The 24,853-nt window shown below is 72.8% G+C and carries 22 protein-coding genes and 2 pseudogenes; 13 read left to right on the top strand and 11 right to left on the bottom strand.

The features are described 5' to 3' along the window. Window positions 1-13: 13 nt before the first annotated feature. Window positions 14-181, bottom strand: a complete 168-nt coding sequence (locus J7462_RS12730; protein ID WP_204926308.1) for a hypothetical protein — start codon at window positions 179-181, stop codon at window positions 14-16. 241 nt (window positions 182-422) lie between these two features. On the opposite strand from J7462_RS12730, the gene J7462_RS33280 reads away from it, so the two are divergent. Beyond that, the gene (locus J7462_RS33280; protein WP_308290883.1) at window positions 423-1,679 is read left to right on the top strand and encodes a cellulose binding domain-containing protein; all 1,257 of its coding nucleotides are present in this window, start codon (window positions 423-425) and stop codon (window positions 1,677-1,679) included. A gap of 90 nt (window positions 1,680-1,769) precedes the next feature. Here the strand turns inward: J7462_RS33280 and J7462_RS12715 are convergent, their stop codons facing one another. From J7462_RS12715 to J7462_RS12685, 8 genes and pseudogenes are all read right to left on the bottom strand, one after another. Then, complete coding sequence (locus J7462_RS12715) at window positions 1,770-3,257, bottom strand: cellulose binding domain-containing protein (RefSeq protein WP_219464260.1); 1,488 nt, start codon at window positions 3,255-3,257, stop codon at window positions 1,770-1,772. Window positions 3,258-3,372: 115 nt separating this feature from the next. Further along, window positions 3,373-3,771 carry a hypothetical protein gene (locus J7462_RS12710; protein WP_255597696.1) on the bottom strand — a complete coding sequence of 133 codons (399 nt, stop codon included), beginning with the start codon at window positions 3,769-3,771 and terminating at the stop codon, window positions 3,373-3,375. Next, window positions 3,747-3,977 (bottom strand): hypothetical protein, encoded by a 231-nt coding sequence (locus J7462_RS32185; protein ID WP_255597694.1) that lies wholly within the window; start codon window positions 3,975-3,977, stop codon window positions 3,747-3,749. Before J7462_RS32185 ends, J7462_RS12710 begins: the two co-directional genes overlap by 25 nt. A 67-nt stretch (window positions 3,978-4,044) precedes the next feature. Next, window positions 4,045-4,347: pseudogene (locus J7462_RS12705) on the bottom strand (ArsR/SmtB family transcription factor); the annotation flags it as partial. Window positions 4,348-4,390: 43 nt separating this feature from the next. Next, complete coding sequence (locus J7462_RS12700) at window positions 4,391-5,257, bottom strand: metal ABC transporter permease (RefSeq protein WP_219464259.1); 867 nt, start codon at window positions 5,255-5,257, stop codon at window positions 4,391-4,393. A 3-nt stretch (window positions 5,258-5,260) separates the two neighbouring features. Continuing rightward, a complete protein-coding gene (locus J7462_RS12695; protein ID WP_219464258.1) occupies window positions 5,261-6,022 on the bottom strand; it encodes a metal ABC transporter ATP-binding protein in 762 nt (253 codons plus the stop codon). Next, window positions 6,019-6,963: a metal ABC transporter substrate-binding protein gene (locus J7462_RS12690; protein ID WP_219464257.1), complete on the bottom strand. Its 945-nt coding sequence runs from the start codon at window positions 6,961-6,963 to the stop codon at window positions 6,019-6,021. The genes J7462_RS12695 and J7462_RS12690 overlap by 4 nt, the downstream gene beginning before the upstream one ends. 54 nt (window positions 6,964-7,017) lie before the next feature. Then, window positions 7,018-7,275 carry a DUF6703 family protein gene (locus J7462_RS12685; protein ID WP_219464256.1) on the bottom strand — a complete coding sequence of 86 codons (258 nt, stop codon included), beginning with the start codon at window positions 7,273-7,275 and terminating at the stop codon, window positions 7,018-7,020. Window positions 7,276-7,302: 27 nt separating this feature from the next. On the opposite strand from J7462_RS12685, the gene J7462_RS12680 reads away from it, so the two are divergent. The 7 genes from J7462_RS12680 to dusB all read left to right on the top strand — a co-directional run bounded on the left by J7462_RS12680 (window position 7,303) and on the right by dusB (window position 14,010). Beyond that, window positions 7,303-7,644, top strand: a complete 342-nt coding sequence (locus J7462_RS12680; RefSeq protein ID WP_208570085.1) for an antibiotic biosynthesis monooxygenase — start codon at window positions 7,303-7,305, stop codon at window positions 7,642-7,644. Window positions 7,645-7,876: 232 nt separating this feature from the next. Next, on the top strand, window positions 7,877-8,350 hold the full coding sequence (locus J7462_RS12675; RefSeq protein WP_208570144.1) for a hypothetical protein: 474 nt from the start codon (window positions 7,877-7,879) through the stop codon (window positions 8,348-8,350). Between the two features lie 115 nt (window positions 8,351-8,465). Next, a complete protein-coding gene (locus J7462_RS12670; protein ID WP_219464254.1) occupies window positions 8,466-9,845 on the top strand; it encodes a glycine--tRNA ligase in 1,380 nt (459 codons plus the stop codon). Between the two features lie 204 nt (window positions 9,846-10,049). Then, window positions 10,050-10,898, top strand: coding sequence for a hypothetical protein (locus tag J7462_RS12665; protein WP_219464252.1), 849 nt, complete (start codon window positions 10,050-10,052; stop codon window positions 10,896-10,898). Between the two features lie 64 nt (window positions 10,899-10,962). Next, window positions 10,963-11,916 (top strand): hypothetical protein, encoded by a 954-nt coding sequence (locus J7462_RS12660; protein ID WP_219464250.1) that lies wholly within the window; start codon window positions 10,963-10,965, stop codon window positions 11,914-11,916. Further along, complete coding sequence (locus J7462_RS12655) at window positions 11,909-12,736, top strand: hypothetical protein (RefSeq protein WP_219464248.1); 828 nt, start codon at window positions 11,909-11,911, stop codon at window positions 12,734-12,736. The genes J7462_RS12660 and J7462_RS12655 overlap by 8 nt, the downstream gene beginning before the upstream one ends. A gap of 104 nt (window positions 12,737-12,840) precedes the next feature. Then, a complete protein-coding gene (gene dusB, locus J7462_RS12650) occupies window positions 12,841-14,010 on the top strand; it encodes a tRNA dihydrouridine synthase DusB (protein WP_219464247.1) in 1,170 nt (389 codons plus the stop codon). Window positions 14,011-14,221: 211 nt separating this feature from the next. On the opposite strand, the gene J7462_RS12645 is transcribed toward dusB, so the two are convergent. Beyond that, window positions 14,222-14,875 (bottom strand): C39 family peptidase, encoded by a 654-nt coding sequence (locus J7462_RS12645; protein WP_219464246.1) that lies wholly within the window; start codon window positions 14,873-14,875, stop codon window positions 14,222-14,224. 552 nt (window positions 14,876-15,427) lie between these two features. After that, window positions 15,428-17,221, bottom strand: a complete 1,794-nt coding sequence (locus J7462_RS12640) for a beta-N-acetylhexosaminidase (protein ID WP_219470283.1) — start codon at window positions 17,219-17,221, stop codon at window positions 15,428-15,430. 407 nt (window positions 17,222-17,628) lie between these two features. Between J7462_RS12640 and ppdK the strand changes: the two genes are divergently transcribed. The 5 genes and pseudogenes from ppdK (at window position 17,629) to J7462_RS12615 (ending at window position 24,849) form a co-directional block, all read left to right on the top strand. After that, window positions 17,629-20,358: a pyruvate, phosphate dikinase gene (ppdK, locus tag J7462_RS12635; RefSeq protein ID WP_219464245.1), complete on the top strand. Its 2,730-nt coding sequence runs from the start codon at window positions 17,629-17,631 to the stop codon at window positions 20,356-20,358. Between the two features lie 169 nt (window positions 20,359-20,527). Beyond that, window positions 20,528-20,740, top strand: coding sequence for a hypothetical protein (locus J7462_RS12630; RefSeq protein ID WP_219464244.1), 213 nt, complete (start codon window positions 20,528-20,530; stop codon window positions 20,738-20,740). Between the two features lies 1 nt (window position 20,741). After that, a complete protein-coding gene (locus J7462_RS12625; protein ID WP_219464243.1) occupies window positions 20,742-22,016 on the top strand; it encodes a deoxyguanosinetriphosphate triphosphohydrolase in 1,275 nt (424 codons plus the stop codon). Window positions 22,017-22,258: 242 nt separating this feature from the next. Then, window positions 22,259-23,092: a siderophore-interacting protein gene (locus tag J7462_RS12620; protein WP_219464242.1), complete on the top strand. Its 834-nt coding sequence runs from the start codon at window positions 22,259-22,261 to the stop codon at window positions 23,090-23,092. A 114-nt stretch (window positions 23,093-23,206) separates the two neighbouring features. Further along, window positions 23,207-24,849: pseudogene (locus J7462_RS12615) on the top strand (BCCT family transporter). Window positions 24,850-24,853: the final 4 nt, after the last annotated feature.

The raw sequence follows: 24,853 nt of genomic DNA, 5'->3' as shown, positions 1-24,853 counted from the left end.
GTCGGCCGGATCGTCAGCGGGCGATGGCCCAGGCCAGCACGGCGGCCAGGATGAGCCCGTTGAGCAGCGCCAGCACCAGGTACGCCTGCGGCGGGATCTTGCGTCCGCGCCGGACGAAGCTGACCAGTACGGCGGCGTACGCCAGCAGCAGCACGGCGATGACGATCAGGAAGTAGAGCACCGCACCACCCTAGACGAGGGGGTTGCGGTGCCTGGCGACCGAGCGCGACCGCCTGCGGCCCGGTGCGGCGTCATCTGGCGTGCCGGTTCGACCGGGCGGAGGTGGGAGAGCAGATTAATATCGAGTAACATCGATTTTCGCCTCCTCTCGTCCCGGGGTCCGGCCATCGTCGCGGGGCTCGGGCGGCCGTCCAGATGGGGGCGGGCGACGCCGGCCCGGCACCGGCGACTAGGAGCAGATCATGAGAGCAGCGCGACGACGTGTCGCCGGACTGGGCGCGATCACGCTGGCGGTCCTCGCGGGCGGGGTGGCGGTCGCGGCCGGGAACGCCACCGCGGCGGCGACCGGCTGCCGGGTCGACTACAAGGTCACCAGCGAGTGGCAGGGTGGCTTCGGCGCGGACGTGACCATCACCAACCTCGGTGACCCGGTCTCCGGCTGGACGCTCACCTGGGCCTTCGCCAGCGGGCAACAGGTCACCCAGGCGTGGAACGCCACCGTCACCCAGAGTGGGACGGCGGTCAGCGCGAAGGACGTCGGCTACAACGCCGCCATCGGCACCGGTGCCGGCGTCAGCTTCGGCTTCAACGGTGCGTGGACCACCGCGAACCCGGTCCCCACCGGGTTCGCGCTCAACGGGGTGTCGTGCACCGGCGCGACGCCGACCGCGACGCCCTGCCCACCGCCGTCCACCCCGCCGACCGCGACGCCCACGCCCACCCTCACGCCGCCCCCCACCCGGACGCCCACCCCCACCCCGACGCCCTCGACGCAGCCGCGGGTCACCGTGTGGCTGGCCGGGGACTCCACGGTCGCCAACCCGTCGTCCAGCGGGGCCTGCCCGGTGGGCTGGGGCAACCAGTTCGGCCAGTACCTCAACGGCAACGCCACCGTGGTCAACAGCGCGGTCGGCGGGCGCAGCATCCAGACCTGGCTGTACGACCCCAACGTCACCACCACGATGAACTCGGCCGGCGAGTGCGTGATCAACCCGCAGACCTACTCGACCCGCTGGCAGGCCATGCTCAACGCCAACGGCGGGATGAAGGCCGGCGACTACCTGTTCATCCAGTTCGGCATCAACGACGGCAGCGCCACCTGCAACCGGCACGTCGGCTCGGCCCGCTACAAGGAACTGCTCGGCGTGATGGCCCGCGCGGCCCAGCAGCGCGGCGCGTACCCGGTCTTCCTCACCCCGGCCGCCGCGATCACCTGCTCGGGCAGCACCGCCGTGGGCAACCGGGGCTTCCTCACCGAGACGTTCGACGCGGGGCGGGCCAACAACGTCCCCGTCATCGACCTGCACAAGCTGAGCTACACGCTCTACAACACGCTCAAGCTGTGCCCGAACAACGGGGACTACAACTCGGGCGCGGTGGGGGCGTTCTTCTGCGCCGACCACACCCACTTCGAGACGGCCGGGGCCCGGCAGATCGCCGGTGTGGTGGCCACCGCCCTGCGTAACCAGCAGTTGGGCCTCGCGGCCTACCTGCGCTGACTGTGAGCCTGGTGGAGTCGGTTCAGCAGTGGTGAGCTGAATAGCTGGCGTGCGGTCGGGCGGCCCCGGACCGGGGCCGCCCGACCACGGTCAGGGCAGCGCGCAGGCGGTGCCGTTGAGGGCGAACCCGGTGGGTCGGCTGTTCGCGCCGGTGGCGTCGGCGAGGAAACCGAAGCTCGTCGTCGCGCCGGCCGCGATCGCACCGTTCCAGTCGGCGTTGGTCGCACGGACGGTGCCGCCGCTCTGCGTGTAGCTCGCGTTCCACGCCTGGCTGATCCGCTGGCCGTCGGCGAAGCTCCACTGCAGCGTCCAGCCGTCGACCGGGGCCGTGCCGGTGTTGCGGATCGTCACCTCGCCCTGGAATCCGCCCTGCCACTGCCCGGTGACCGAATACCCGACGGCGCAACCGGTCGCGCCGGCCGGCGGCGTGGTCACCGGCGGCGTGGTGGGCGGTGCGGTGGTGGGCGGGGGCGTGGTGGGCGGTCCGGTGGTCGGCGGGGGCGTGGTGGGCGGTGCGGTGGTGGGGGTCGGCGTCGGGGTGGTGGTCAGCTTCGCCGCGACGATCGGGGCGAGCCGGGCCGTGATCGCCCGGTGCCCGGCGTCGTTGGGGTGCACCGAGTCGCTCAGCCCGTCGGCCGGCAGCCAGCCGGTGGTGTCCACGTAGAACACGTTGCGGTCGCCGCCCCCGGTGACCGTGCTGACGGCGGCGGCGGTCTCCGCGGCGTACCGGCCGCTGAAGGTGCGCAGCGCGAAGATCGCCGCGCGCGGGTACTTCCCCCGCACGGTACGGATGAACGTGGCGTACTGGTTCTGGAAGTCCGCGCCGCTCACCCCGTGGCTGCGGTCGTTGGTGCCCAGGTTGATCACCACGGCGTCCGCCCGGTAGCGGCTGAAGTCCCAGGCGGGGCTGGTGGCCGAGTATCCGGTGCGGAGGAACTGGCTGGCGACGCTGACGCAGCCGTCGGCGGTGGCGACCAGGCAGCCTCCGCCGTAGCCGAGTTGGGTGTGCTCGGTGCCGAGCTGCTCCCCGGTCAGCCACCCGTACGCGGTCAGCGCCGTGCGCGACGAGGTGGTGCCGAGGGTGATGGAGTCGCCGACGAACTCGATCAGCTGGGGCCGCACCGCCGCCGGCAGGGTCCGCGCCCCCGAGTCGAGGGTCAACCCCTGGAACACCGCGTCCCCGGTGTACGAGCCGGCGACCACCCGGTACGACACCACCAGCGTGTGGTTGCCGGCGCGCAGCGGGGTCGGGGTGAGGTTGACCGTGCCGCTGACGTTGGTCAGGTAGCGGAAGTCGGCCCCGTCGATGCTGTAGTAGAGGTCGATGGTGCGGCGCTGCCGCAGCTTGACCGTGGTGCCGGTGAACCCGGTCCTGAGGTAGGCGCCCGCCCAGTTCGGCACGTACGCGCTGCTGTTGCTGCGGTCCCAGCGGCCGACGAAGGCGATGTTCGCGTCGGTGGGGGAGCCGTCACCGGTGGCGGCGCTGGCCGGGGGCAGGCCGATGAGTGTGGCGGCCAGCACCGCCACCACCCCGGCGGCTCCCGCCGCGAGGATCGACCGACTGCGGGACACGGGCATGGGGGACGCTCCCTCTCCGGGCCGTCCGTGCCGACGCACGACGACGGCTTGCAGACTTAAGACATTCACCATCATCTAAGCCTGCGGGCCGGGGGGACACAACAGGTGACGGTGCCTAGCGACCGCCGCGCAGGCCGAGTCGGCGCAGCTCCAGGGCGGCGAGCGCGTCGACGGTGGCGTCGTCGCCCCGCCGCCACGCCTGCGCCACGTCCGGGTCGATCCGGGTCAGCCGGCGCAGCGGCTGACTGGTCAGCGCGCGTAGGGCCAGCAGGTCCCGGCCGGCCGGCCCGGCGGCGAGGGCCTTCGCCGACGCGGCCCGACGCATCCAGCGCAGCCGCAGCGGCAGCCAGCCGAACAGCACCAGCCCGAGCGGGAAGACCAGCACCGCGATGCTCAACGCCCACGCCAGCTGACCGACCAGGTCCTGCTGGTCGCGGCCGGCCTCGGCCACCGCCCGGGCGGCGTCGGCGGCCTTGGTGAACGGGCCGGTCAGCTCGTCGCCGACCAGCGGCACCCGGCCCACCTTGCCGCCGGCCTCGGCCAGGTTGTCGGCGAGGCCGCCGCCGGCCCCTCCAGCTTCCGCCCCGGTACGGCGAGCTTCTCCACCAGGTCGTACAGCCACATCGCGAAGCGGATCGCCGCGTAGACCCAGACGACGACGAGGAGATCGGTGAGGAACTGGCGGAGGGCGACCGGAAAACGGTCAGCGTAGATCTTCACGGCCGACAGCGTGCCACGACGCGGGCCGCCCGGCACCCCCCGCGCGCCCGGTCGCCGGCTCACCGGGGGACGACGGCCCCTCCCCGGCATGGCTGACCGCGTCGGCCACGATGTGCGCGACGTGCTCGTCGACCAAGGCGTACGCGATCTCCCGGCCGCGCCGGGAACCCCGCACCACCCCCGCGCCGCGGAGCACCCGCAGGTGCTGGGAGACCAGCGGCTGCGGGGCGCCGAGCTGCTCGACCAGCTCGTGCACACACCGCTCACCCTGGGCCAGCTCGCTGACGATGGCCAGCCGGATCGGGGCGGACAGCGCCCGCAGCAGCTCGCCCGCGCCCTCGAACGCGTCGTAGCCCTGGGTGCCGGTCACCCCGTAACGGTAACCAATACCAGTGACGGTTCGTCGGTCGGCGTCACCGCAGCACCACCTCGTGCGGTTCCGGGGCGGTGACGGCGGCCGGGGTGGCCCGGCGGCGCAGCACCCGCCAGCCGGCGGCGGCCAACGCCACCACCAGGAACGACGCGATCGCCAGCAGCACCACCGACGCGCCGGGGGCGGTGTCGGCGGTGGCCGCCACCCAGATCCCCGCCCCGGCGGCGAACAGGCCGAGCGCCATGGCCGCCGTCATGGTGCTGCGGAAGCCCCGGGTGACCTGCTGCGCGGTGGCCACCGGCACCACCATCAGCGCGCTGATCAGCAACACCCCGACGGCCCGCATGGCGATGGTGACGGTGACCGCGGTGGCGACCGCCAGCAGCAGGTTCAGTGCCCGCACGGGCAGCCCGGCCACCCGGGCGTACTCCTCGTCGTGGCAGACCGCGAACAGCGCCGGGCGCAGCGCCAGCATGAGCACCGCGATGCTCGCGCCGAGCACCGCGATGGTGGTCAGGTCGGCGGGGGAGGTGGTGGTGAGCGAGCCGAACAGGTAGGCGTTGAGGTTGGCGCTGCTGGCGTCGGAGAGGCCGACCAGCATCACGCCACCGGCGATGCCGCCGTAGAACAGCAGCGCCAGCGCCAGGTCACCGGAGGTACGGCCCCGGGCCCGGACCAGCTCGATGGTGACCGCGCCGAGGATCGCCGCGACCACCGCCACCAGCACCGGCGACCGGTTGAGCAGCAGGCCCGCCCCGACGCCGGTGAGCGCGACGTGGCCGATGCCGTCACCGATCAGGGCCAGCCGCCGCTGCACCAGGTAGATCCCGAGGGCCGGGGCGGTCAGCCCGATCACCAGGGCGCCGACCAGCGCCCGCTGCATGAAGTCGTACTGGAAGAGGTCCATCGTTCAGCTGCTCCACAGCCCGGCGGGCTCCTCGGGACCGTGCGGGTGCACGTGGTCGTGGTCGGGCTCGGCGTGGTGCCCGGCCGGTTCCGGCACCGCGCCGTCATGGCAGACGCCGCCCTGGTGCACCACCACGGCCCGGCTGATCAGCGGACGCAGCGGCCCCAGCTCGTGGGCGACCAGCAGCACGGTGCCGCCGGTGCCGACGAAGTCGTGCAACGCCCCGGCGAACGCCTCCTGGCTGGCCGCGTCGACCCCGGCGGTCGGCTCGTCGAGCACCAGCAGCTCCGGCTCACCGGCCAGGGCGCGGGCGATCAGGGTGCGCTGCTGCTGGCCGCCGGAGAGGGTGGCCACCGGGTCCCGGGCCCGGTCGGCGAGCCCCACCGCGCGCAGCGCCGCGTCCACCGCGGCCCGGTCGGCCCGGCCCGGTGGGCGCAGCACACCCCGGCGGGCCAGCCGCCCGGAGGCCACCACCTCACGGACGGTGGCCGGCACACCGCTGCCGGCCCCGAGCCGCTGCGGGACGTAGCCGATCCGGTGCCACTGCCGGAACCGGCGCTGCGGTACGCCGAACAGCTCGACCGAGCCGGTGCCGAGTGGGACCAGCCCGAGCACGGCCCGGATCAGGGTGGACTTGCCGGAGCCGTTGGCGCCGAGCACCGCCACCACCTCGCCGGCGGTGACGGTCAACGAGACGTCCCGCAGCACCGGGCGGCCGTCGTAGCCGACCGAGGCGTGCCCGACCTGGATCACGGGTGTGGTCACGAGCACCCCAGGGCGGTACGGAGCGTGGTCAGGTTGGTGCGCATCACCGAAAGGTAGTCCCCACCCCCGTCGACGGAGAGCCCTTCGATCGGGTCGAGCACCGCGGTCTTCGCGCCGACCTCGGCGGCGATGGTCTCGGCGACCTTCGGGCTGACCAGCGTCTCGAAGAAGATCGTGGTGGCGCGGTGCTCGCGGGCCTCGCGGGCGACCTCGGCCAGCCGCTGCGGGGCGGGCTCGGTGTCGGGGGTGAGCCCGGTGAGGCCGATCTGCTCCAGCTGGTAGCGCTCGGCGAGGTAGCCGAAGGCGGCGTGGCTGACCACGATCTCCCGGCGTTGGCAGGTCTTCAGGCCGGCGGCGTACTCGGTGTCGAGCTTCTCCAGCTCGCCGCGCAGCGTCCGGGCCCTGGTCGTGTAGTCGGCTGCCCGGTCCGGGTCGACGGCGCCGAGCCGCTCGGCCAGCTGGTCGGCGACGGTGGCCAGCCGGGTCGGGTCCAGCCAGAGGTGCGGGTCCTTGCCGCCGCTCTCCTCGGCGTGACCGTCCTCACCCTCGTGGTCGTGCCCGTCGGCTGTCGCGTCCCGCAGCGGTACGACGGTTGTCACGTCGAAGGCCCGGTCGGCGGCGTTCTGCGCGACGGCCTCGTCCACCGCCGGCTGGAAACCCTTGAGATAGAAGACCAGTTCGGCCTGGCTGACCTGGCCGACCTGCCGGGGGTTGAGTTCCAGGTCGTGCGGCTCCGCACCCGGCTTGGCGAGGTTGGTGACGGTGACCGCGTCCCCGCCGACCCGCTCGGCGACGAACTGGAGGGGATAGAAGGCGGCGACCACGTCCACCCGGTCCGGGTCGGCCCCGGCCCCGTCGGTCGAGCAGGCGGTGCCACCGGTCAGGACGAGCAGGGCGGTGGCGACGGCGGTCAGGGCGCGGGGCAGGGTGCGGGCGGTCATGTCGGCAACTGTCCGTGAAAACGAGAATGATTGTCAAAAACGCATGAGTGCATGTCAGAAGAGCTTGACCAGGGCCACCGTGGCCAGCAGCGTCAACATCACCAACCGCAACAGCCGGGTCTGTGGCGCCTGCACCGGCCAGGTGGTGGCCAGCAGATAGGCCAGCCCGGCGGCCAGCGCCAACAGCAGCAGCCCACCGACCGGGCCGGGCGCGAAGAGCGCCACCAGCACCAGCGCCAGGGTGGCGAGGAACACCGACGTCGGGTTCGCCCGGGCCAACCGGGCCAGCAGAGGGCGCTGCGTAGGCTGCATCCCACAGACTCTACGAGGAGGAACCCGGTGCTGGTCACCAACCGGTTCGTGGTCGCCGTCGAGGCGTCGGACGACTTCACCGCCCGGGCGCACGCCGCGCTGGCCGCGCTCGCCGCCCGCCCCGGCTACCTGCGCGGTGAACTCCTGCGCGCCCTCGACGACCCCCGGCACTGGTGCCTGCTCACCGAGTGGGAGTCGGTCGGGACGTACCGGCGGGCGCTGGGCGGGTTCGACGTCAAGATCACCGCCGTGCCGTTGCTCGCCGAGTCGGTCGACGAACCCTCGGCGTACGAGACGCTGGCCGGCGCCGCCCCCGACGGCGAGGTGGTGGTGGTCGACAGCGACCGGGCCGCGAGTCCGCACCGCTGAGCCCGGTCGGGCCGCGTGCCGCAGCGTCGAGCCTGATCGGGCCGCGCGTCCGCAGCGTTGAGCCCGGGGGCACTACCCTGCTCCTATGACCGCTCCCGGCCCGGCAGCCCCACCGCCGTACCCCGCGACACCCGGCCCGGACGGCACCCCGCCGTCGGCCGCCCCGGGTGATCCGGGCGTGCCCGCCCCGCCGGGTGCCCCGGGGGTGCCCACCGCCCCGGGTGACCCGGGGGTGCCCGCCCCACCCCAGGGTCCCGGGGTGGCCCCGCCGTTCGCCGCCCCACCCACCGAGGGCAGCCGTAAGCGGCTCTGGCTGGGCCTCGGCGTCGGGGCGCTCGCCCTGTTGATCTGCTGCGGAGGCGGCGGCGCGGCAGCCGTCGGGCTGGTGGTCAGCAACGTGCAGGCCATCGAGGAGCAGGGTCAGGCGGTCACCGACGACTACTACCGCGCCCTGGTCGACAAGCAGTACGGCAAGGCGTACGAGAAGCTCTGCGACGACGCGCGTCGGCGGGAGTCCCGGGGCGAGTTCACCCGCCGGATCGCCGAGGAGCCGGCCGTGGCCAGTTACCGGGTCGGTGACGTCGACCCGCAGACCCTGACCGTGCCGGTCGACGTCACCTTCAACGGTGGTGGGCGGGGCACCCAGCAGGTCACCCTCGCCGCCGACCAGCAGACCGGCGGCATGGAGGTGTGCGGGGTCAGCTGAGCCGGCACCGGTATTCTGCTGGGCCCGGGGCGCTGCTGGTCGTACCGTTGTCCCGGACCGTCCGGTCCCACCCACCTCATGGCCACGCCGACCGCCAGCCGGCGTAGGAGGAAACATGCCAGCCGACCGTATCGACGCCGTCGTCAGCCTCGCCAAGCGCCGAGGCTTCGTCTTCCCCTCCAGTGAGATCTACGGAGGCACCCGCTCGGCGTGGGACTACGGTCCGCTCGGTGTGGAGCTGAAGGAGAACGTCCGCCGGCAGTGGTGGAAGGCGATGGTCCAGCAGCGCGACGACGTCGTCGGCCTCGACTCGGCGGTCATCCTCGCCCGCAAGGTCTGGGAGGCCAGCGGCCACCTCGCCGAGTTCGTCGACCCGCTCACCGAGTGCCAGTCGTGCCACAAGCGGTTCCGCGCCGACCACCTGGAGGAGGCGTACGCCGAGAAGCACGGCAAGCCGCTGACCTCGTTGCAGGAGCTGAACTGCCCCAACTGCGGCAACAAGGGCACCTTCACCGAGCCCAAGATGTTCAACGGCCTGATGAAGACCTACCTCGGGCCGGTGGAGAGCGAGGAGGGCCTGCACTACCTGCGCCCGGAGACCGCCCAGGGCATCTTCGTCAACTACAACAACGTGGCGACCGCCGCCCGCAAGAAGCCGCCGTTCGGCATCGCGCAGACAGGCAAGTCGTTCCGCAACGAGATCACCCCGGGCAACTTCATCTTTCGGACCCGGGAGTTCGAGCAGATGGAGATGGAGTTCTTCGTCGAGCCCGGCTCCGACGAGCAGTGGCACGAGTACTGGCTTCAGGAGCGCTGGAACTGGTACCTCGACCTGGGCCTGTCCGAGGAGAACCTGCGCTTCTACGAGCACCCCAAGGAGAAGCTCTCCCACTACTCGAAGCGCACCGTCGACATCGAGTACCGGTTCCGGTTCGGCGGCACCGAGTTCGCCGAGCTGGAGGGGGTGGCCAACCGCACCGACTTCGACCTGGCCACGCACAGCAAGCACTCCGGCGTGGACCTGTCGTACTTCGACCAGACCCGCAACGAGCGCTGGGTGCCGTACGTCATCGAGCCGGCCGCCGGCCTCACCCGCGCGGTGCTGGCGTTCCTGCTGGAGGCGTACGACGAGGACGAGGCCCCGAACACCAAGGGCGGCGTCGACAAGCGCACCGTGATGCGCTTCGACCCCCGGCTGGCCCCGGTCAAGGTGGCGGTGCTGCCGCTGTCGCGCAACGAGGCGCTCTCGCCCAAGGCCAAGGGGCTCGCCGCCCAGCTCCGCAAGCGCTGGGTGGTCGAGTTCGACGACTCGCAGGCGATCGGCCGCCGCTACCGCCGGCAGGACGAGATCGGCACCCCGTTCTGCGTCACCGTCGACTTCGACACCCTCGATGACGAAGCGGTGACCGTGCGGAACCGGGACACCATGGCCCAGGAGCGGGTCGCCCTGGACCAGGTCGAGCGCTACCTGATCGAGCGGCTGCCCGGCTGCTGACCCCGACCGCCGTCGTGCCGGCCCCGCCCCGCTGTCCGGGGCGGGGCCGGCACGTTGCCGGGCCGAGGCCGGGTGGGTCGCGTTGCCGGGCGGGGCCGGGTCCCGGGCCGGGCATCGGTCGGTAGCTGTGTCCGTTCAGTCCTTGAATGGGTCGGTGGGCCGTGTCAGCATCAGCGGTGCTGAATCTCTACACGGGGGTGTGAAATGACGCGTGCGTCGCAGCCTGACCACGACCACGACCACGACCCGGATCGTCGTCGTCTGCTGCGCCGGGCCGCCACGGTCGTCGCCGGCACGGCCGGCGCGGGTGTCGCCGCCACGGTCGGCCTGCCCGGCACCGCGCAGGCCGCCCCGGGCGGCAACCTCACCATGGGTACGACCAACGACGCCGGCCCGGCCACCACCACGGTGAACGCCACCAGCGGCTACGGCACGCTGCTACTGAGGAACACCGGGGGTGCGCCGCTGCGGCTGGTGCCCGGCGAGAGCATCTATCCGCAGGTGCTGGACGCCGCGCTCGGCACGCTGGCCGTCGACGACCAGGGCGACCTGTTCGTCAAGGCCGGGGGGGACGACGCCGACCAGGCAACCGCCGGCTGGGCCTGGACCTCGGAGTGGGCGACCACCTCGGTGGCGGTCGCGCCGACCCGGGTGCTCGACACCCGGGATCCGAACCTGCGCCGGGCCATCGTCTCCGGCGCGGGCGACCTGGACGCCACCGGCCGGCTGGTCCCCGGCAAGCCGGTCGTGCTCAGTCTGGACGGCTACGTCCGGGACGGTTATGCCCTCAAGGGCAACGTGACCGTGACCGGGATGACAGGTGGCGGCGTGCTGACCGTGTGGGGCAGCGGCCCCAGGCCGGTCACGTCCACGGTGAACTGGTGGACCAGCGGCCAGGTCCTGTCGAACTTCCTCTTCACCGAGCTCGGTGCCGTTGGGGCGTACCGCAGCGTGTTGACGCTCCAGGCCACCAGTTCGCCGACCCACGTGATCCTCGACCTGACCAGCCTGCTGGTCGGTCACCCGAGCCAGGTGCTCGTCAACCGTGCCTAGGCGGCCGGAGGCGCGCACCGCGCCCCGAACGCCGCCATCCGACCAGCCGACGGGGGAACGAAGAATGACGTCGTCCGAACCTGACCCGGCCGCCTCCCGGCGGGCCCTGCTGCGGCGGGCCGCCGTCACCGGCGGCGCGGCGGTCGCCGCCACCACAGCCAACGCTGCGCCCGCCGCCGCCACCACAGCCAACGCCGCGCCCGCCGCTGCGCCCGCCGCCGCTGCGACCGGAGACCCGGTCGTCCTCGGCGGGACCACCACCGGCGGCCTGCACACCGTCGTGACCAGCGCCGCCGACGGCGGGGCCGCAACGCTCGCCCTGGAGAACAGCACCGGTGCGACCCTCCGGCTGACCCGCCGGCCGTCCAGCTTCGGGTGGGGCGGCGGGCTGGTCTCCACCGCCGACGGCCTGGGCGTGCAGCGGGTGGTCGACAGCGCGGTGGTGCAGCACGAGACGCTGACCACGGCGAACGCCACCATGCTGGTGCCGATCCCGCCGACCCGGGTGCTCGACAGTCGCAGCGCGACCGGTCGCGCCCGGCTCCTGGAGGGGGCCGGCCGGGTCGATCCGCAGGGCCGGGTACTTGCCGACACCCTGCTGGTCGTGCACCTGCGCGACATCGTCGACTACGGCGACGGCCTGATGGGCAACGTCACCGTGGCCAACACCGCGCGGGGCGGGTTCGCCACCGTCTGGGGTCGGGGTGAGCTGCCCACCGCCTCCACGATCAACTGGTGGGACGCCGGCCAGCTGCTCTCCAACGGCGTCATCTCCCAGCTCGGCGGCTACGAGACCGCCGGTGGAGACTACTACCCCGACGTGGTGGCGGTCTGGGTGGCCGCTGGCGCGGCGGCGGTGATCCTCGACGTCACCGGCCTGCTGGTGTTCCACCCGGAGTCGGCGGTGATCAACGCGAAGGCCGCCCAGGGCGGTCGCGTCGGTGCCGGCAGAGTCCGGGCCCGGGTGATCAGGGAAGCCGCCGAGCGCGGTGACCGCGAGGTGCGGACCGGTGCGTGACCACGAGGAGGACAGCAGCATGACCAGCGACCAGAGCCCCTCGGCCACCCGTCGGCGGCTGGTGAAGGGCGGCCTCGCCGTCGGTGCGGGTGTCCCGGTCGCGGCCGTCGTCGCCACGCCGGCCGAGGCGGCTGCCGGCGACCCGGTCCGCGCCGGGTTGACCAACGACGCCGGTACGACCGGGACGCTGCTGACCGGGGGCTCGTCGGCCGCCCCGACGCTGACCCTCACCCACGCCGACGGGCGTCCGCCGCTGATCCTCGCGCCCACTGCGGACGCGGCGATCCCGGCGGAGCTGCCTACCGGTTCGCTGGCGATCAACGAGTCGGGTGACCTGGTCATCGGGGGCAGGGACGCGACGAAGCGGTACGTCAACACCTCCCGCTGGGCGAACCGGACGCTGGCGGTCGCGCCGACGCGCATCCTGGACACCCGTGCGATGGGCACCTACGGCGGCAACGTGGTGGCCGGCGCGGGGAACGTGCTCGCCGGCAAGCTCGGCGCCGGCAAGATCATCCACGTGACGGTGAAGAACGTGCCGCCGGCGCTGGCCGGCAAGGCCACCGCCGCGTATGTCAACGTCACCGTGGCCGGGACCGTCTCCGGCGGCTTCCTCACCGCGTACAGCTCGTCGACGGCCCGGCCGGGCACGTCCTCGTTGAACTGGTGGGGGCCCAACCAGGTGCTGTCGAACCTGGTGGAGGTGCAGTTGGGCAGCCACGACGGCACCCCGCTGTCGTTCGGCGTCTACGTCAACGCGGCCACCTCGGTCATCGTGGACGTCTGCGGGTTGATCCTCGCCGAACCCGGCACGTACTGAAGCCGTACACCGGTCGCCGTCGTGGTGCGGGTTTGCCCACTGCCGTGGCGGCGGCCGGGGACCGGCGGTGGGCGGGCCGCCGACGGCATGGGATTCTGGGGTACGTGACCAGTCCCGCTGCGGTCCTGCGCCCGCTCACCATCGGCCCCCACCGGGTGTGGCCGCCGGTGGTGCTCGCGCCGATGGCCGGCATCACCAACGTCGGTTTCCGGCAGCTCTGCCGGGAGCAGGGCGGTGGCATCTACGTCTGCGAGATGATCACCACGATCGCGCTGGTGCAGCGGAACCCGAAGACCCTGCGCATGATCGCCTTCGGTGCCGAGGAGCAGCCGCGTAGCCTCCAGCTCTACGGCACCGACCCGGAGGTGACCGCGGCTGCGGTGCGGATCGTGGTGGAGCGTGACCTCGCCGACCACATCGACCTGAACTTCGGCTGCCCGGTGCCCAAGGTGACCCGCCGGGGCGGTGGCTCGGCTCTGCCCTGGCGGCGGCGGCTCTTCGCCCGGCTGGTCAGGGCGGCGGTGGACGCCGCGTCACCCGCCGGGGTGCCGGTCACCGTCAAGATGCGCAAGGGCATCGACGACGATCACCTGACGTACGTCGAGGCGGGGCTGGCCGCCCAGGACGCCGGGGTGGCGGCGGTCGCCCTGCACGGGCGTACGGCCGCGCAGCGGTATTCCGGCACCGCCGACTGGGACGCCATCGCCACCCTCAAGCAGGCGCTCGACGTGCCGGTGCTCGGCAACGGTGACATCTGGGAGGCCGACGACGCGTTGCGGATGGTGGCCCACACCGGGGTGGACGGGGTGGTGGTCGGCCGGGGTTGCCTGGGGCGGCCGTGGCTCTTCGCCGACCTGGAGGCCGCATTCGAGGACCGACCGGAGCGTCGGCTGCCGACCCTCGGCGAGGTGGCGGTGACCATGCGGCGGCACGCCGAACTGCTGGTGGAACAGTTCACCGCCGGCTCGCGTACCCCGGCGCGGGGCGAGCGGGACGGCTGCACCGACTTCCGCAAGCACGTCGCCTGGTACCTGAAGGGTTTCCCGGTGGGCAGCGAGCTGCGCCGGGAACTCGCCATGATCGAGAGCCTGGCCCAGCTGGACGACCTGCTCGGCAAGCTGGACGCGGCCGAACCGTTCCCGGTGGCCGCCCTCGGTCAGCCGCGCGGCCGGACGAACTCTCCCGGCAAGGTCTTCCTGCCCGAGGGCTGGCTGGCTAGCCGGGACGACGACACCGTCCCCGAGGGCGCCGAGTTGGACGACTCGGGCGGCTGAGACCGACCGACCCGGTCGCCGTCCGCCGCCCGTCGTCGACGGGGCGTCCGCCGCCCGGGGTCGTCCGCCGCCTGGGGGTGTCCGGGGTGTTCCGCCGGCCGGGGTGGTGTGCTGTTCGGGTTGTCCGGGGTGGTCCGCCGGTCGGCGGTGCCGACGGTGAAGGACCGACCCCCGAGGGGGCCGGCCCTTCGTATGACCGGTGTGGGGCGGGTCAGGAGGCGTAGCCGCGGCTGGCGATCCAGTGGGCCAGCTCGTCGACGTCGATCCGGTAGGAGGCGGTGTCCGGGTTGGCGGAGTCGGCGATCGTCACGACCCGCCCACCGTCGCGGTAGCCGACGACGCTGATGTAGTGCCCACCCTCGAAGGCGTGGGTGTTGCCGTCGGTGTCGGTGGCGGTGCCGGCGATGTTGGCGACCACGGCCCGGCCGTCGTCCACCGCCCGGACGATGTCGGCCCGCAGCTGCGCGATGCGCTTGCCGTCGACCTTGTCGACCGGGATCTCGGTGCTGCGGTACGCGTTGCGGCCGATCTCCTTGTTCAGCACCGGGGTGATGTCGTTGATGCTGTCGGTGCCGTCCTCGGTGGTGCCCATCTCCTTGGCCATGGCGTCGACGTCGATGTTCTTGCCCTGGACACTCAGGGCGTTCCGGGTGGCGGCGGGGCCGCAGTAGTAGAAGTTGGGCTGCGCGGCGTAGTCGACCTTCAACTCGCGCTCGCCGGCCGGCTTGCGGTCGGTCTGCACGACGGCGGCGGGTCGGGTCGTCTCGGCGGCCTGGGCGGCCAGCGCGGGGCCGGCGATACCACCGGCGGTGACGGTCAGGCCGGCAGCGGTCAGCACGGTCTTACGCAGGATGTCGGTACGCATGATGTCGTGCTCCTCTGCATCTCGGGGGTCCACGCCCGCGTACGTCCGCAGGGGGTGCGGGATGGGCGCGGTCGCGCCGTGGGGCAGGTGAAGAGGGGTGGCTCGCGTTCCGGGGCGGCGTGCTCCGGGGGCGTCCGTTCCGCGGCGCTCCCGTGCCTCCGGCCGAGCGGGGCCGGCCGGGGGGTGCGATCGCGGATGCCAGTTGTAACGACCCCGGCCGGCCCACGATTCCGACCTACGGGTGGCCTCCGTCACCGGGCCGGTGGGCTGGTCCGCCAGCGGTGCCCCGAATCCGACGACCCCGTCGCCGACCTCTCAATTCGGTCACTCAGCGTCATGTTTCGCACCCCCCACCCCAGACCCGCCCGCATCCTTTGCTCTGCTGCCCTCGGCGCGACGGTCACGCTTTGTGTCTGGTGCGTATGTGGCGGCAGAGCAAAGGATGCGGATGGGGGTTGGTGGGGGTCGCCGGGAGTTGGGGAGAATGGGCAGCTCAGGCAGGTTCTGGGGATGATGGGACCGGCTGGACCCGGAATGGGACCGAAAAATCGGTTACTCTAAGTGATTTTGGTCTGCCCGTGGCCGGATGTGACGGAAAGTGGTCGAGGCTGGCGGGCTGGTGGTGGGTCTGCCGGCGATTCGGACGTTGTCGGAGGGGTGGGGCCAGGGGATCTCCGGGGACGGGTGGAACGTGATGCCGGCGGCCTGCCAGCGCGGGCCGTGGCCGGCCAGCCGCTCCCGGAAGCCCGCCCAGCTCCGGGTCGACGGCGCGGACCAGGCCACCTCGGCGAGGGCGGGCAGCCGGGGGAGGAGCAGGAACTCGATCTCGGCCAACGACGTCACCGACTCGGTCCAGAGCGGGGCCTCCACGCCGAGCACCGCCTCCGCCGGGACGCCGGTCAGGTGGGTCGCCGGGTCCCAGTGGTACGCCCGGTGCACGTCGATCAGGCCCGCCCAGTCGTGGCCGAGCGGTGTGTCCGGGGCGTACTTCATGTCCAGGTAGGCGTGGTTGCCGGGGGAGAGGATCAGCCGGGCGCCCCGGCGTACCGCCTCGGCGACGGTCGGGTCGTCGCCGTCGGTGCCCCACCACTGCAGGACCCGGCCGTCGACGTGGTCGGCGGGGGCGATCTGGTGCCAGCCGACCACGGTCCGGCCGAGCCCGGCGACGATCTGCTGCACCCGCTCCACGAAACCGGTGTACGCCGCCCCCTTCACCTTGTACGCCTCGTCACCGCCGATGTGCAGCCACGGCCCGGGGGTCAGCGCGGCCACCTCGCCGAGCACGTCGGCGACGAAGTCGTACGTCCGCTCGTCGGTGGGGTCGACGTAGCTGAAGCCGACCTCGGTGCCGGTGTACGGCGGTGGCGCGACCTTGTCCGGCGCCAGCTCCGGGTAGGCGACCAGCGCCGCGTTGGTGTGGCCGGGCAGGTCCACCTCGGGGACGACGGTGACGTGCCGCCGGGCGGCGTACCCGACGATGCGTCGGTAGTCGGCGGCGGTGTACCAGCCACCGGGGCCGCCGCCCACCTCGGTGCGCCCGCCGACGGTGGTCAGCCGGGGCCAGGAGTCGACGGCGATCCGCCAGCCCTGGTCGTCGGTGAGGTGCAGGTGCAGGTGGTTGAGCTTGTACCGGGCCAGGTGGTCGATCACCCGACACACGTCGTCGACGGTGAAGAAGTGCCGCGCCACGTCGAGCATCGCGCCCCGGTAGGGGAAGTGGGGGCGGTCGACGATCGTGCCGCCGGGCACCACCCACCGCTCGGCCACCGTGGTCCGGCTCTCGACGGCCGCCGGCAGCAGTTGCCGCAGCGTCTGCACACCGTGGAAGAGGCCGGTCGCGGTGCCGGCGGTGATGCGTACCCCGTCGACGTCGACGTCGACGCGGTACTCCTCCGCTGCCCACTCCCGCGCCGCCGGCGCCGACGGGCGCGGCGCGGTGGCGGACAGGGTGAGCATCAGCGTGCCCGGGATCGTGGGCAGGTCGGTGACCGGCAGCGGCAGGCCGGTGGCGGGACGCAGCAACTCCGCGAGACGTTCGGCGACGTCCCGGGCGGCCGGGTCGGCGCTCACCCGTACCGCCGCATCGGCCGGGAGGACGAAGTTCGCGGCCGGCTGCGGCCTCACCGACGCGGGCGCCGGCACCACGTCGCCCAACCCGACCGACGGCCGGGTGAGCAGCCGTTCGGCGGCTCCGGCGGCGCTGCCCGCCAGCTCGGCCGCAGCCGGCTCGCCCCCGGTGACCACGAAGCCTGTCGTGGGCCCACCCGTCGTCGGCCCACCCGTCGTCGGCCCACCCGTCGTGGGCCCACCCGTCGCGGGCCCGTCCGTTGTCGGCGCGGCCGGCATGGTGGGGGCCTGGTCGGGCGGGGACGGGAGGTCGGCGGGGGCTGGCTGCTCGGGGGCTGGGGCGGGGACGAGGCCGGGCGGCGGGGTGAGCGACACGGGGCAGCTCCGGGGTGTATTCGCGAGGGATATGGCAAAGGTCAGGTTTGCGGAACCGGTGACGTCAAGAGTACGAGGAGGAAGCGGAATTGCGTGATCGTGCGCATGGAAGCGTTCCCAGAAACCGGCGCGAACGCGGATAGTCGTGATGGCTGTGCCTATTGTCACCGAACGGTCCCAGGCTGCCCGATGTTCGCTTAACCTTCGCCCACCGATCGCTGACCAGGCCGGATTGCCGGAGGTCGGCCCCGGGGTAGGTCAGAACTGAACCTTCGTTAAGTGTCAATTCCGGCGCGCGTGGGAGGCTTCTGGTGACAGCGCACGAGACGGACAAGTACGTCTACGACTTCGCCGAGGGCAACAAGGATCTCAAGGACCTGCTCGGTGGAAAGGGCGCCAATCTCGCCGAGATGACCAATCTCGGCCTGCCGGTGCCGCCCGGTTTCACCATCACCACCGGGGCGTGCCAGGCGTACCTGGCGACCGGGCGGGAGCCGGACGGGCTGGCCGGCCAGATCGAGGCCCACCTGCAAGCCCTGGAACGGGAGATGGGGCGTCGTCTCGGTGACCCGGACGACCCACTGCTGGTCTCGGTACGCTCCGGTGCCCGGTTCTCGATGCCCGGCATGATGGAGACCGTCCTCAACGTCGGCCTCAACGACCGCAGCGTCGTAGGACTCGCCCGCCAGGCCGGCGGCAGCGCGGACCCGACCGCCTCCGGCGGCAACGACCGGTTCGCCTGGGACTCCTACCGCCGGCTGATCCAGATGTTCGGCAAGACCGTCTGCGAGGTACCGGGCGAGGAGTTCGAACACGCCCTCGACGAGGCCAAGCGGGCCAAGGGCACCCACGACGACCTCGACCTGGACGCCGACGACCTGCGCGGGCTGGTCGAGACGTACAAGAAGATCTTTGCCGAGCACACCGGGCGGGAGTTCCCGCAGGAGCCGCGCGAGCAGCTCGACCTGGCCATCCGGGCGGTCTTCGAGTCGTGGAACGCCGAGCGGGCGATCCTCTACCGCCGCCAGGAACGCATCCCGGCCGACCTCGGCACCGCCGTCAACGTGGTGGCCATGGTCTTCGGCAACCTCGGCCCCGACTCCGGCACCGGTGTCGCCTTCACCCGCGACCCGGGCAGCGGCGCGCAGGGCATCTACGGTGACTACCTGGCCAACGCCCAGGGTGAGGACGTCGTCGCGGGCATCCGCAACACCGTGCCGTTGCAGGAACTGGAACGGCTCGACAAGACCTCCTACGACCAGCTGCTCGACATCATGGCCCGGCTGGAAGGGCACTACCAGGATCTCTGCGACATCGAGTTCACCATCGAGCGGGGCAAGCTCTGGATGCTCCAGACCCGGGTGGGCAAGCGCACCGCCGCCGCCGCGTTCGTCATCGCCGGGCAACTCGTCGACGAGGGCCTGATCGACCTCGACGAGGCGCTGCACCGGGTCAACGGCGCGCAGCTCGCCCAGCTGATGTTCCCCCGCTTCCAGCTCGACCACGACGTCCCGCCGGTCGCCCGGGGCATCGGGGCCTCCCCGGGTGCCGCGTCCGGCGCGGTGGTCTTCACCTCCGCCCGCGCCGTCGAGCTGGCCGCCGAGGGCAAGGCGGTGATCCTGGTCCGCCGGGAGACCAACCCCGACGACCTCAACGGCATGATCGCCGCCCAGGGCATCCTCACCTCGCGCGGCGGCAAGACCAGCCACGCCGCCGTGGTGGCCCGGGGGATGGGCAAGACCTGCGTCTCCGGGGCCGACGAGATCGAGGTCAACGTGCCGGCGAAGCGGTTCACCGTCGGCGGGCGCACCGTCTCCGAGGGCGACGTCGTCTCCATCGACGGCACCACCGGCAAGGTCTACCTGGGCGAGGTGCCGGTCGTGCCGTCCGAGGTGGTCCAGTACTTCGAGGGCAGCCTCGACCCGGCGCACGTCGACAACGCGCTGGTCCGGGCCGTACACCGGATCATGACGCACGCCGACGCACGGCGGCGGCTGGCGGTGCGGACGAACGCCGACACCGGGGCGGACGCGGCCCGCGCCCGGCGCTTCGGCGCCGAGGGCATCGGCCTGTGCCGCACCGAGCACATGTTCCTCGGCGACCGGCGGGAACTGGTCGAACGCCTGATCCTCGCCGCCACCGACACCGACCGCACCGACGCCCTTGCCGCTCTGCTGCCCCTGCAGCGCCAGGACTTCGTGGAGATCTTCCGCGAGATGGCCGGACTCCCCGTCACCGTCCGGCTGATCGACCCGCCGCTGCACGAGTTCCTGCCCCCGCTGGAACAGCTCGCGGTCAACGTCGCCGTCGCCCAGGAACGCGGCGAGGACGTCGCCAAGGAGGAGGCGCTGCTCGCCGCCGTCCGGCGGATGCACGAGGAGAACCCGATGCTCGGCCTGCGCGGCGTACGCCTCGGCCTGGTCATCCCCGGCCTGTTCGCGATGCAGGTCCGCGCGATCGCCGAGGCGGCCGTCGCGGTCACCCGCGACGGCGGCGCGGCCTGCCCGGAGATCATGGTCCCGCTGGTCGGCGCCGTCCAGGAGCTCGAGACGGTACGCGCCGAAGCCGAGAAGATCATCGCCGAGGTGGTCGGGGACAGCGGGGTCGAGGTGCTGATCGGCACCATGATCGAGGTACCCCGGGCGGCGCTGACCGCCGGCCAGATCGCCGAGGCGGCGCAGTTCTTCTCCTTCGGCACCAACGACCTCACCCAGATGGGCTGGGGTTTCTCCCGCGACGACGTCGAAGGCGCATTCTTCTGGCGTTACCTGGAACTGGGCATCTTCGGCATCTCCCCGTTCGAGTCGATCGACCGCGACGGGGTCGGCCGGCTCATCCGGATCGCCGCCGAGGAGGGGCGGGCCGCCCGCCCCGGGCTGAAGCTCGGCGTCTGCGGCGAACACGGCGGCGACCCCGACTCGGTGCACTTCTTCCACGAGGTGGGGCTGGACTACGTCTCCTGCTCGCCGTTCCGGGTGCCGGTCGCCCGGCTGGAGGCCGGCCGGGCCGCCATCGAGACGACCGGCTCCGACAGCCGCTGACCGCCCGCGACGTCCACCGGCCCGCCGCCGGTGGGCGTCGCGCGGCGTCGGTGCCCGGCCGGGTCGCGGGGTTCCCGGTGCGCGCGCCCGCGGTGCGCGCGCCCCCGGCGCGGTGCGGCGTAACCTGGGCTCCCGCGACCATGGGGTACGACCGTGAAGGGGTGACCGGATGAGCAGCGGCTGGGTGAGCGCCACCGTCGATGCCGGCCGACCCGGGACCTGCGTGTTAGGGCCGGTCGCGCCCGGCGCGTTCGGGCCGGTTGCGTTCGGGCCGGCCCTGTCCGGCGTGTCCGGGCCGGCCCTGTCCGGCATGTTCGGGCCGGCTGTGTCCGGCATGTTCGGGCCGGCCCTGTCCGGCGACGACGAGCCCCGGCGGGGCTGAGATGCCCACAGTCGACGGCCAGCCGGCCGACGCGCAACGGTGGGTCGAGGAGACGCCCAAGGACACCGGCCACGGCCGGTCCCCGTACGAGCGGGACCGGGCCCGGGTGCTGCACTCGGCGGCGTTCCGTCGGCTCGCCGCGAAGACCCAGGTGCACGTCGCCGGGACCGACGACTTCCTGCGTACCCGGCTGACCCACTCGCTGGAGGTGGCCCAGATCGCCCGGGAGATGGGTGCCCGGCTCGGCTGCGACCCGGATCTGGTGGACACCGCCGGGCTGGCCCACGACCTCGGGCACCCGCCCTTCGGGCACAACGGCGAGGACACCCTGGACGGGCTCGCCGCGTCCTGTGGCGGCTTCGAGGGCAACGCGCAGACGCTGCGGGTGCTCACCCGGCTGGAGGCGAAGGTGCTCGCCCCGGACGGCAGCCCTGCGGGGCTCAACCTCACCCGGGCCGCGCTCGACGCGGTCAGCAAGTACCCGTGGCCCCGCCGCCCCGGGCTGCGCAAGTTCGGCGTGTACGGCGACGACCGCCCGGTCTTCGACTGGCTACGCGCCGGCAGCCCCGCCCCCACCGCCACCTCCGCTGATCCCGACCCGTCCGGCGGGGCCCGCCGCTGCCTGGAGGCGCAGGTGATGGACTGGGCCGACGACGTGGCGTACTCGGTGCACGACGTCGAGGACGGCATCCACGGCGGGTACGTCTCGTTGCGTCCCCTCCTGAACGACCCGGACGAACGCGCCGCGCTCTGCGTCGACGTGGCCGCCGTCTACTCCGGGGAGTCCCCGGACGACCTCGGCGGGGTGCTTGTCGAGTTGCTCGCCGACCCGGTGCTCACCCCGTTGGCCGGGTACGACGGCAGCCACCGGGCGCAGGTCGCCCTCAAGACCACCACCAGCGTGCTCACCGGCCGGTTCGTGGCGACCGTGGTCGGGGCGACCCGGGACCGCTTCGGCCCCGGCCCGCACCACCGCTACGCCGCCGACCTGGTCGTGCCGCGCCGGATCAGGGCGCAGTGTGCCCTGCTCAAGGGCATCGCCTGGCGGTACGTGATGTGCCGCCCGGACGCCCGCACCCGTTACGACCGTCAGCGGGAGGTCCTCACCGAACTGGTCACCGTGCTCGTCGACCGCGCCCCGGACGCCCTCGACCCGGTCTTCGCCCCCCTCTGGCGGCAGGCCGGAGACGACCCGGCCCGCCTACGCGTCATCATCGACCAGGTCGCCTCCCTCACCGACCCCGCCGCCCTGACCTGGCACACCCACCTCACCTGAAACCCGCTGCCCCGCTCCCGCCCCCCGCTCCCGCCCTCCGCTCCCCCGCTCCCGCCCCTCGATCCGGTGATCAAGAGCTTTGCGTCAGTTGATCAAGAGGTTTACGTCAAAGTTGATCGCTGGATTGACGCAAACCTCTTGATCACCGGGGAGGGTGACGCAAACCTCTTGATCACCGGATCGAGGGGCGGGGCGGAGGGGTGGGGGAGAGGGATGGGGGGAGTTAGGGTAGCCTTAGTTTTATGGTGGAGCGCTCCAAGATGGTTACTGCGGCGCGGGTGGTGCGGGTCGGACGGCCCACCCCGCACCTGGTCCGACTCGTTCTCGGTGGGGAGGAGTTGGTCGGACTGCCGGTGGGGGAGTTCACCGACCACTACGTCAAGCTGGTCTTTCCGCCCGAGGGGGTGGACCTGCCGAGGCCGCTGGACCTGACGGCGATCAAGCGGGAGCTGCCCCGGGAGCAGTGGCCCCGGCTGCGCGCGTACACCGTGCGGGCCTGGGACGCGGCGGCCGGTGAGTTGACCATCGACGTGGTGCACCACGGCGACGAGGGGTTGGCCGGGCCGTGGGCGGCGCGGCTGCGGCCCGGCGACGAGGTGCTGTTCACCGGCCCCGGCGGGGCGTACGCGCCGGACCCGACGGCGGACTGGCACCTGCTGGTGGGTGACGAGAGCGCCCTGCCGGCGATCGGCGCCGCGTTGGAGCGGCTGCCCGAGGGTGCCCCGGCGGTCGTCCTGGTCGAGATCGCCGACCCGGCCGACGAGCAGTCGTTGCCCAGCCCCGGCGCGGTGGCGTTGACCTGGCTGCACCGGGCCGGCCGACCGGTCGGCGAGGCCCTGGTCGCGGCGGTACGGGAGCTGGAGTTCCCGCCCGGCCGGGTGCACGCCTTCGTGCATGGCGAGGCCACGTTCGTCAAGGAGTTGCGCCGGCTGCTGCGGGTCGAGCGGTCGGTGCCCCGGGAGGCGCTGTCGATCTCCGGCTACTGGCGACGCGGCATGGACGACGAGGGCTGGCGCTCCACCAAGCCGGACTGGAACCGCCAGGTGGAGGCCGAGGAGGCCGAGGTCCTGACCTGAGCACCGTCAGGTGGAGGCCGAGGGGGCCGAGGTCCTGACCTGAGCACCGCCCACGGGTCGTGGGAATGGGCGCAATCGCCTGCTGTCGGGGTCACCGGGCGGGACGATGTGACCATGGCTGAGCGGGCGCGGGACGTAGATGCGCGGGCGGGTGGCAGGCCCGACCCGGTGGTGCTCACCCTGGGCGTCGGCGGGGTGCTGGCGGTCGTGCTCTGGGGGGTGTCCGCGCGCGGTTCGCTGGCCGACTTCGGCGAGTCCGGGCTGGCCTGGGTGATCGGCACCTTCGGCTGGTTCTTCGTCGTCGCGGCGGACGCCTTCCTGGTGCTCGCGGTGGTCGTCGCGGCCTCCCGCTACGGCCGGATCCGGCTGGGCGCCGACGACGACCGGCCGGAGTTCGACACGCTGGCCTGGGTCGCCATGATGTTCAGCGCGGGGATGGGCATCGGTCTGGTCTTCTTCGCGGTGGCCGAGCCGATCCAGCACTACGCCACCCCGCCGCCGGCCACCGGCGTCGGGGCACAGACCCCGGGTGCCGCCGCGGCGGCCATGCAGTACACGCTCTTCCACTGGACGCTGCACCCGTGGGCGATCTACGCCGTCACCGCGCTGGCGCTGGCGTACTCGACATTCCGCAAGGGGCGGGACAACCGGATCTCTGCCGCGTTCCACCCGCTGCTCGGCGCGCGGGCCGACGGGGTGGCCGGTCGGGCCATCGACCTGCTCGCGGTGTTCGCCACGGTCTTCGGTTCGGCCACCAGCCTCGGCCTCGGCGCGCTCCAGGTGGCCGCCGGTCTGGACCTGGTGGCCGGCGTACCGGACACCCGGTCGGTGGAACTGACCGTGATCGGCGCGCTGACCCTGGCCTTCGTCGTCTCGGCCTTCTCCGGCCTGCACCGGGGGGTCAAGTGGCTGTCCACCACCAACGTCCTGCTGGCCGTGGCGCTGATGGTCTTCGTGTTCGTGGTGGGACCGACGATCTACACGCTGGAGGTGCTGCCCGCGTCGGTCGGTGACTACCTCAGCAGCCTGGTGTTCATGTCCACCCGTACCGGCGCGTTCTCCGACCCGGCGTGGCTCGGGTCCTGGACGATCTTCTACTGGGCCTGGTGGATCTCCTGGGCGCCGTTCGTCGGCACCTTCATCGCGCGGATCTCACGCGGGCGGACCGTGCGTCAGTTCCTGGTCGGGGTACTGCTGGTGCCCAGCGGGGCCAGCGCGATCTGGTTCGCGATCATGGGCGGCAGCGCCCTGCGTACCCAGGCCAGCGGCACCCGCGATCTGGTGGCGGACGTCGGAGCGGGCAGTGAGCAGGCGCTGTTCGGGCTGCTGGACGCGCTCCCGCTGGGGACCGTCACCAGCGTGCTGGCCATGGTGCTCATCGCGCTCTACTTCGTGACCAGCGCCGACTCGGCGTCGTTGGTGCTGGGGGCGCTCACCTCGGGCGGCGCACTGCGCCCGCACCGCGTACTCGTGGTGCTCTGGGGGGTGCTGATCGGGGCGGTCGCCGCGGCGCTGCTGCTCGCCGGGGCCTGGCCGCCCTGCAACAGGCGACCATCATGGTGGCGCTGCCGTTCGTGGTGGTGATGCTCGGGCTCGCCGTGGCGCTGCTGCGTGACATGGCCCGGGACCCGGCGGTCGACCCGCACCCGGACCGGGGACGCCGGTCCGGCCTGTCCGCCGCCGTGCGGGCCGCCCGGTCGTACGACGAGGAGAACCCGCCCCCGGTCACCCACTGGCTGCACCGTCCTCCCCGCTGAGCCG

Source organism: Micromonospora sp. RL09-050-HVF-A (genome assembly GCF_019374995.1).
In the GTDB taxonomy this organism is placed as follows: Bacteria; Actinomycetota; Actinomycetes; order Mycobacteriales; family Micromonosporaceae; genus Micromonospora; species Micromonospora antibiotica.
This window is presented reverse-complemented; position numbering and strand designations above follow the sequence as displayed.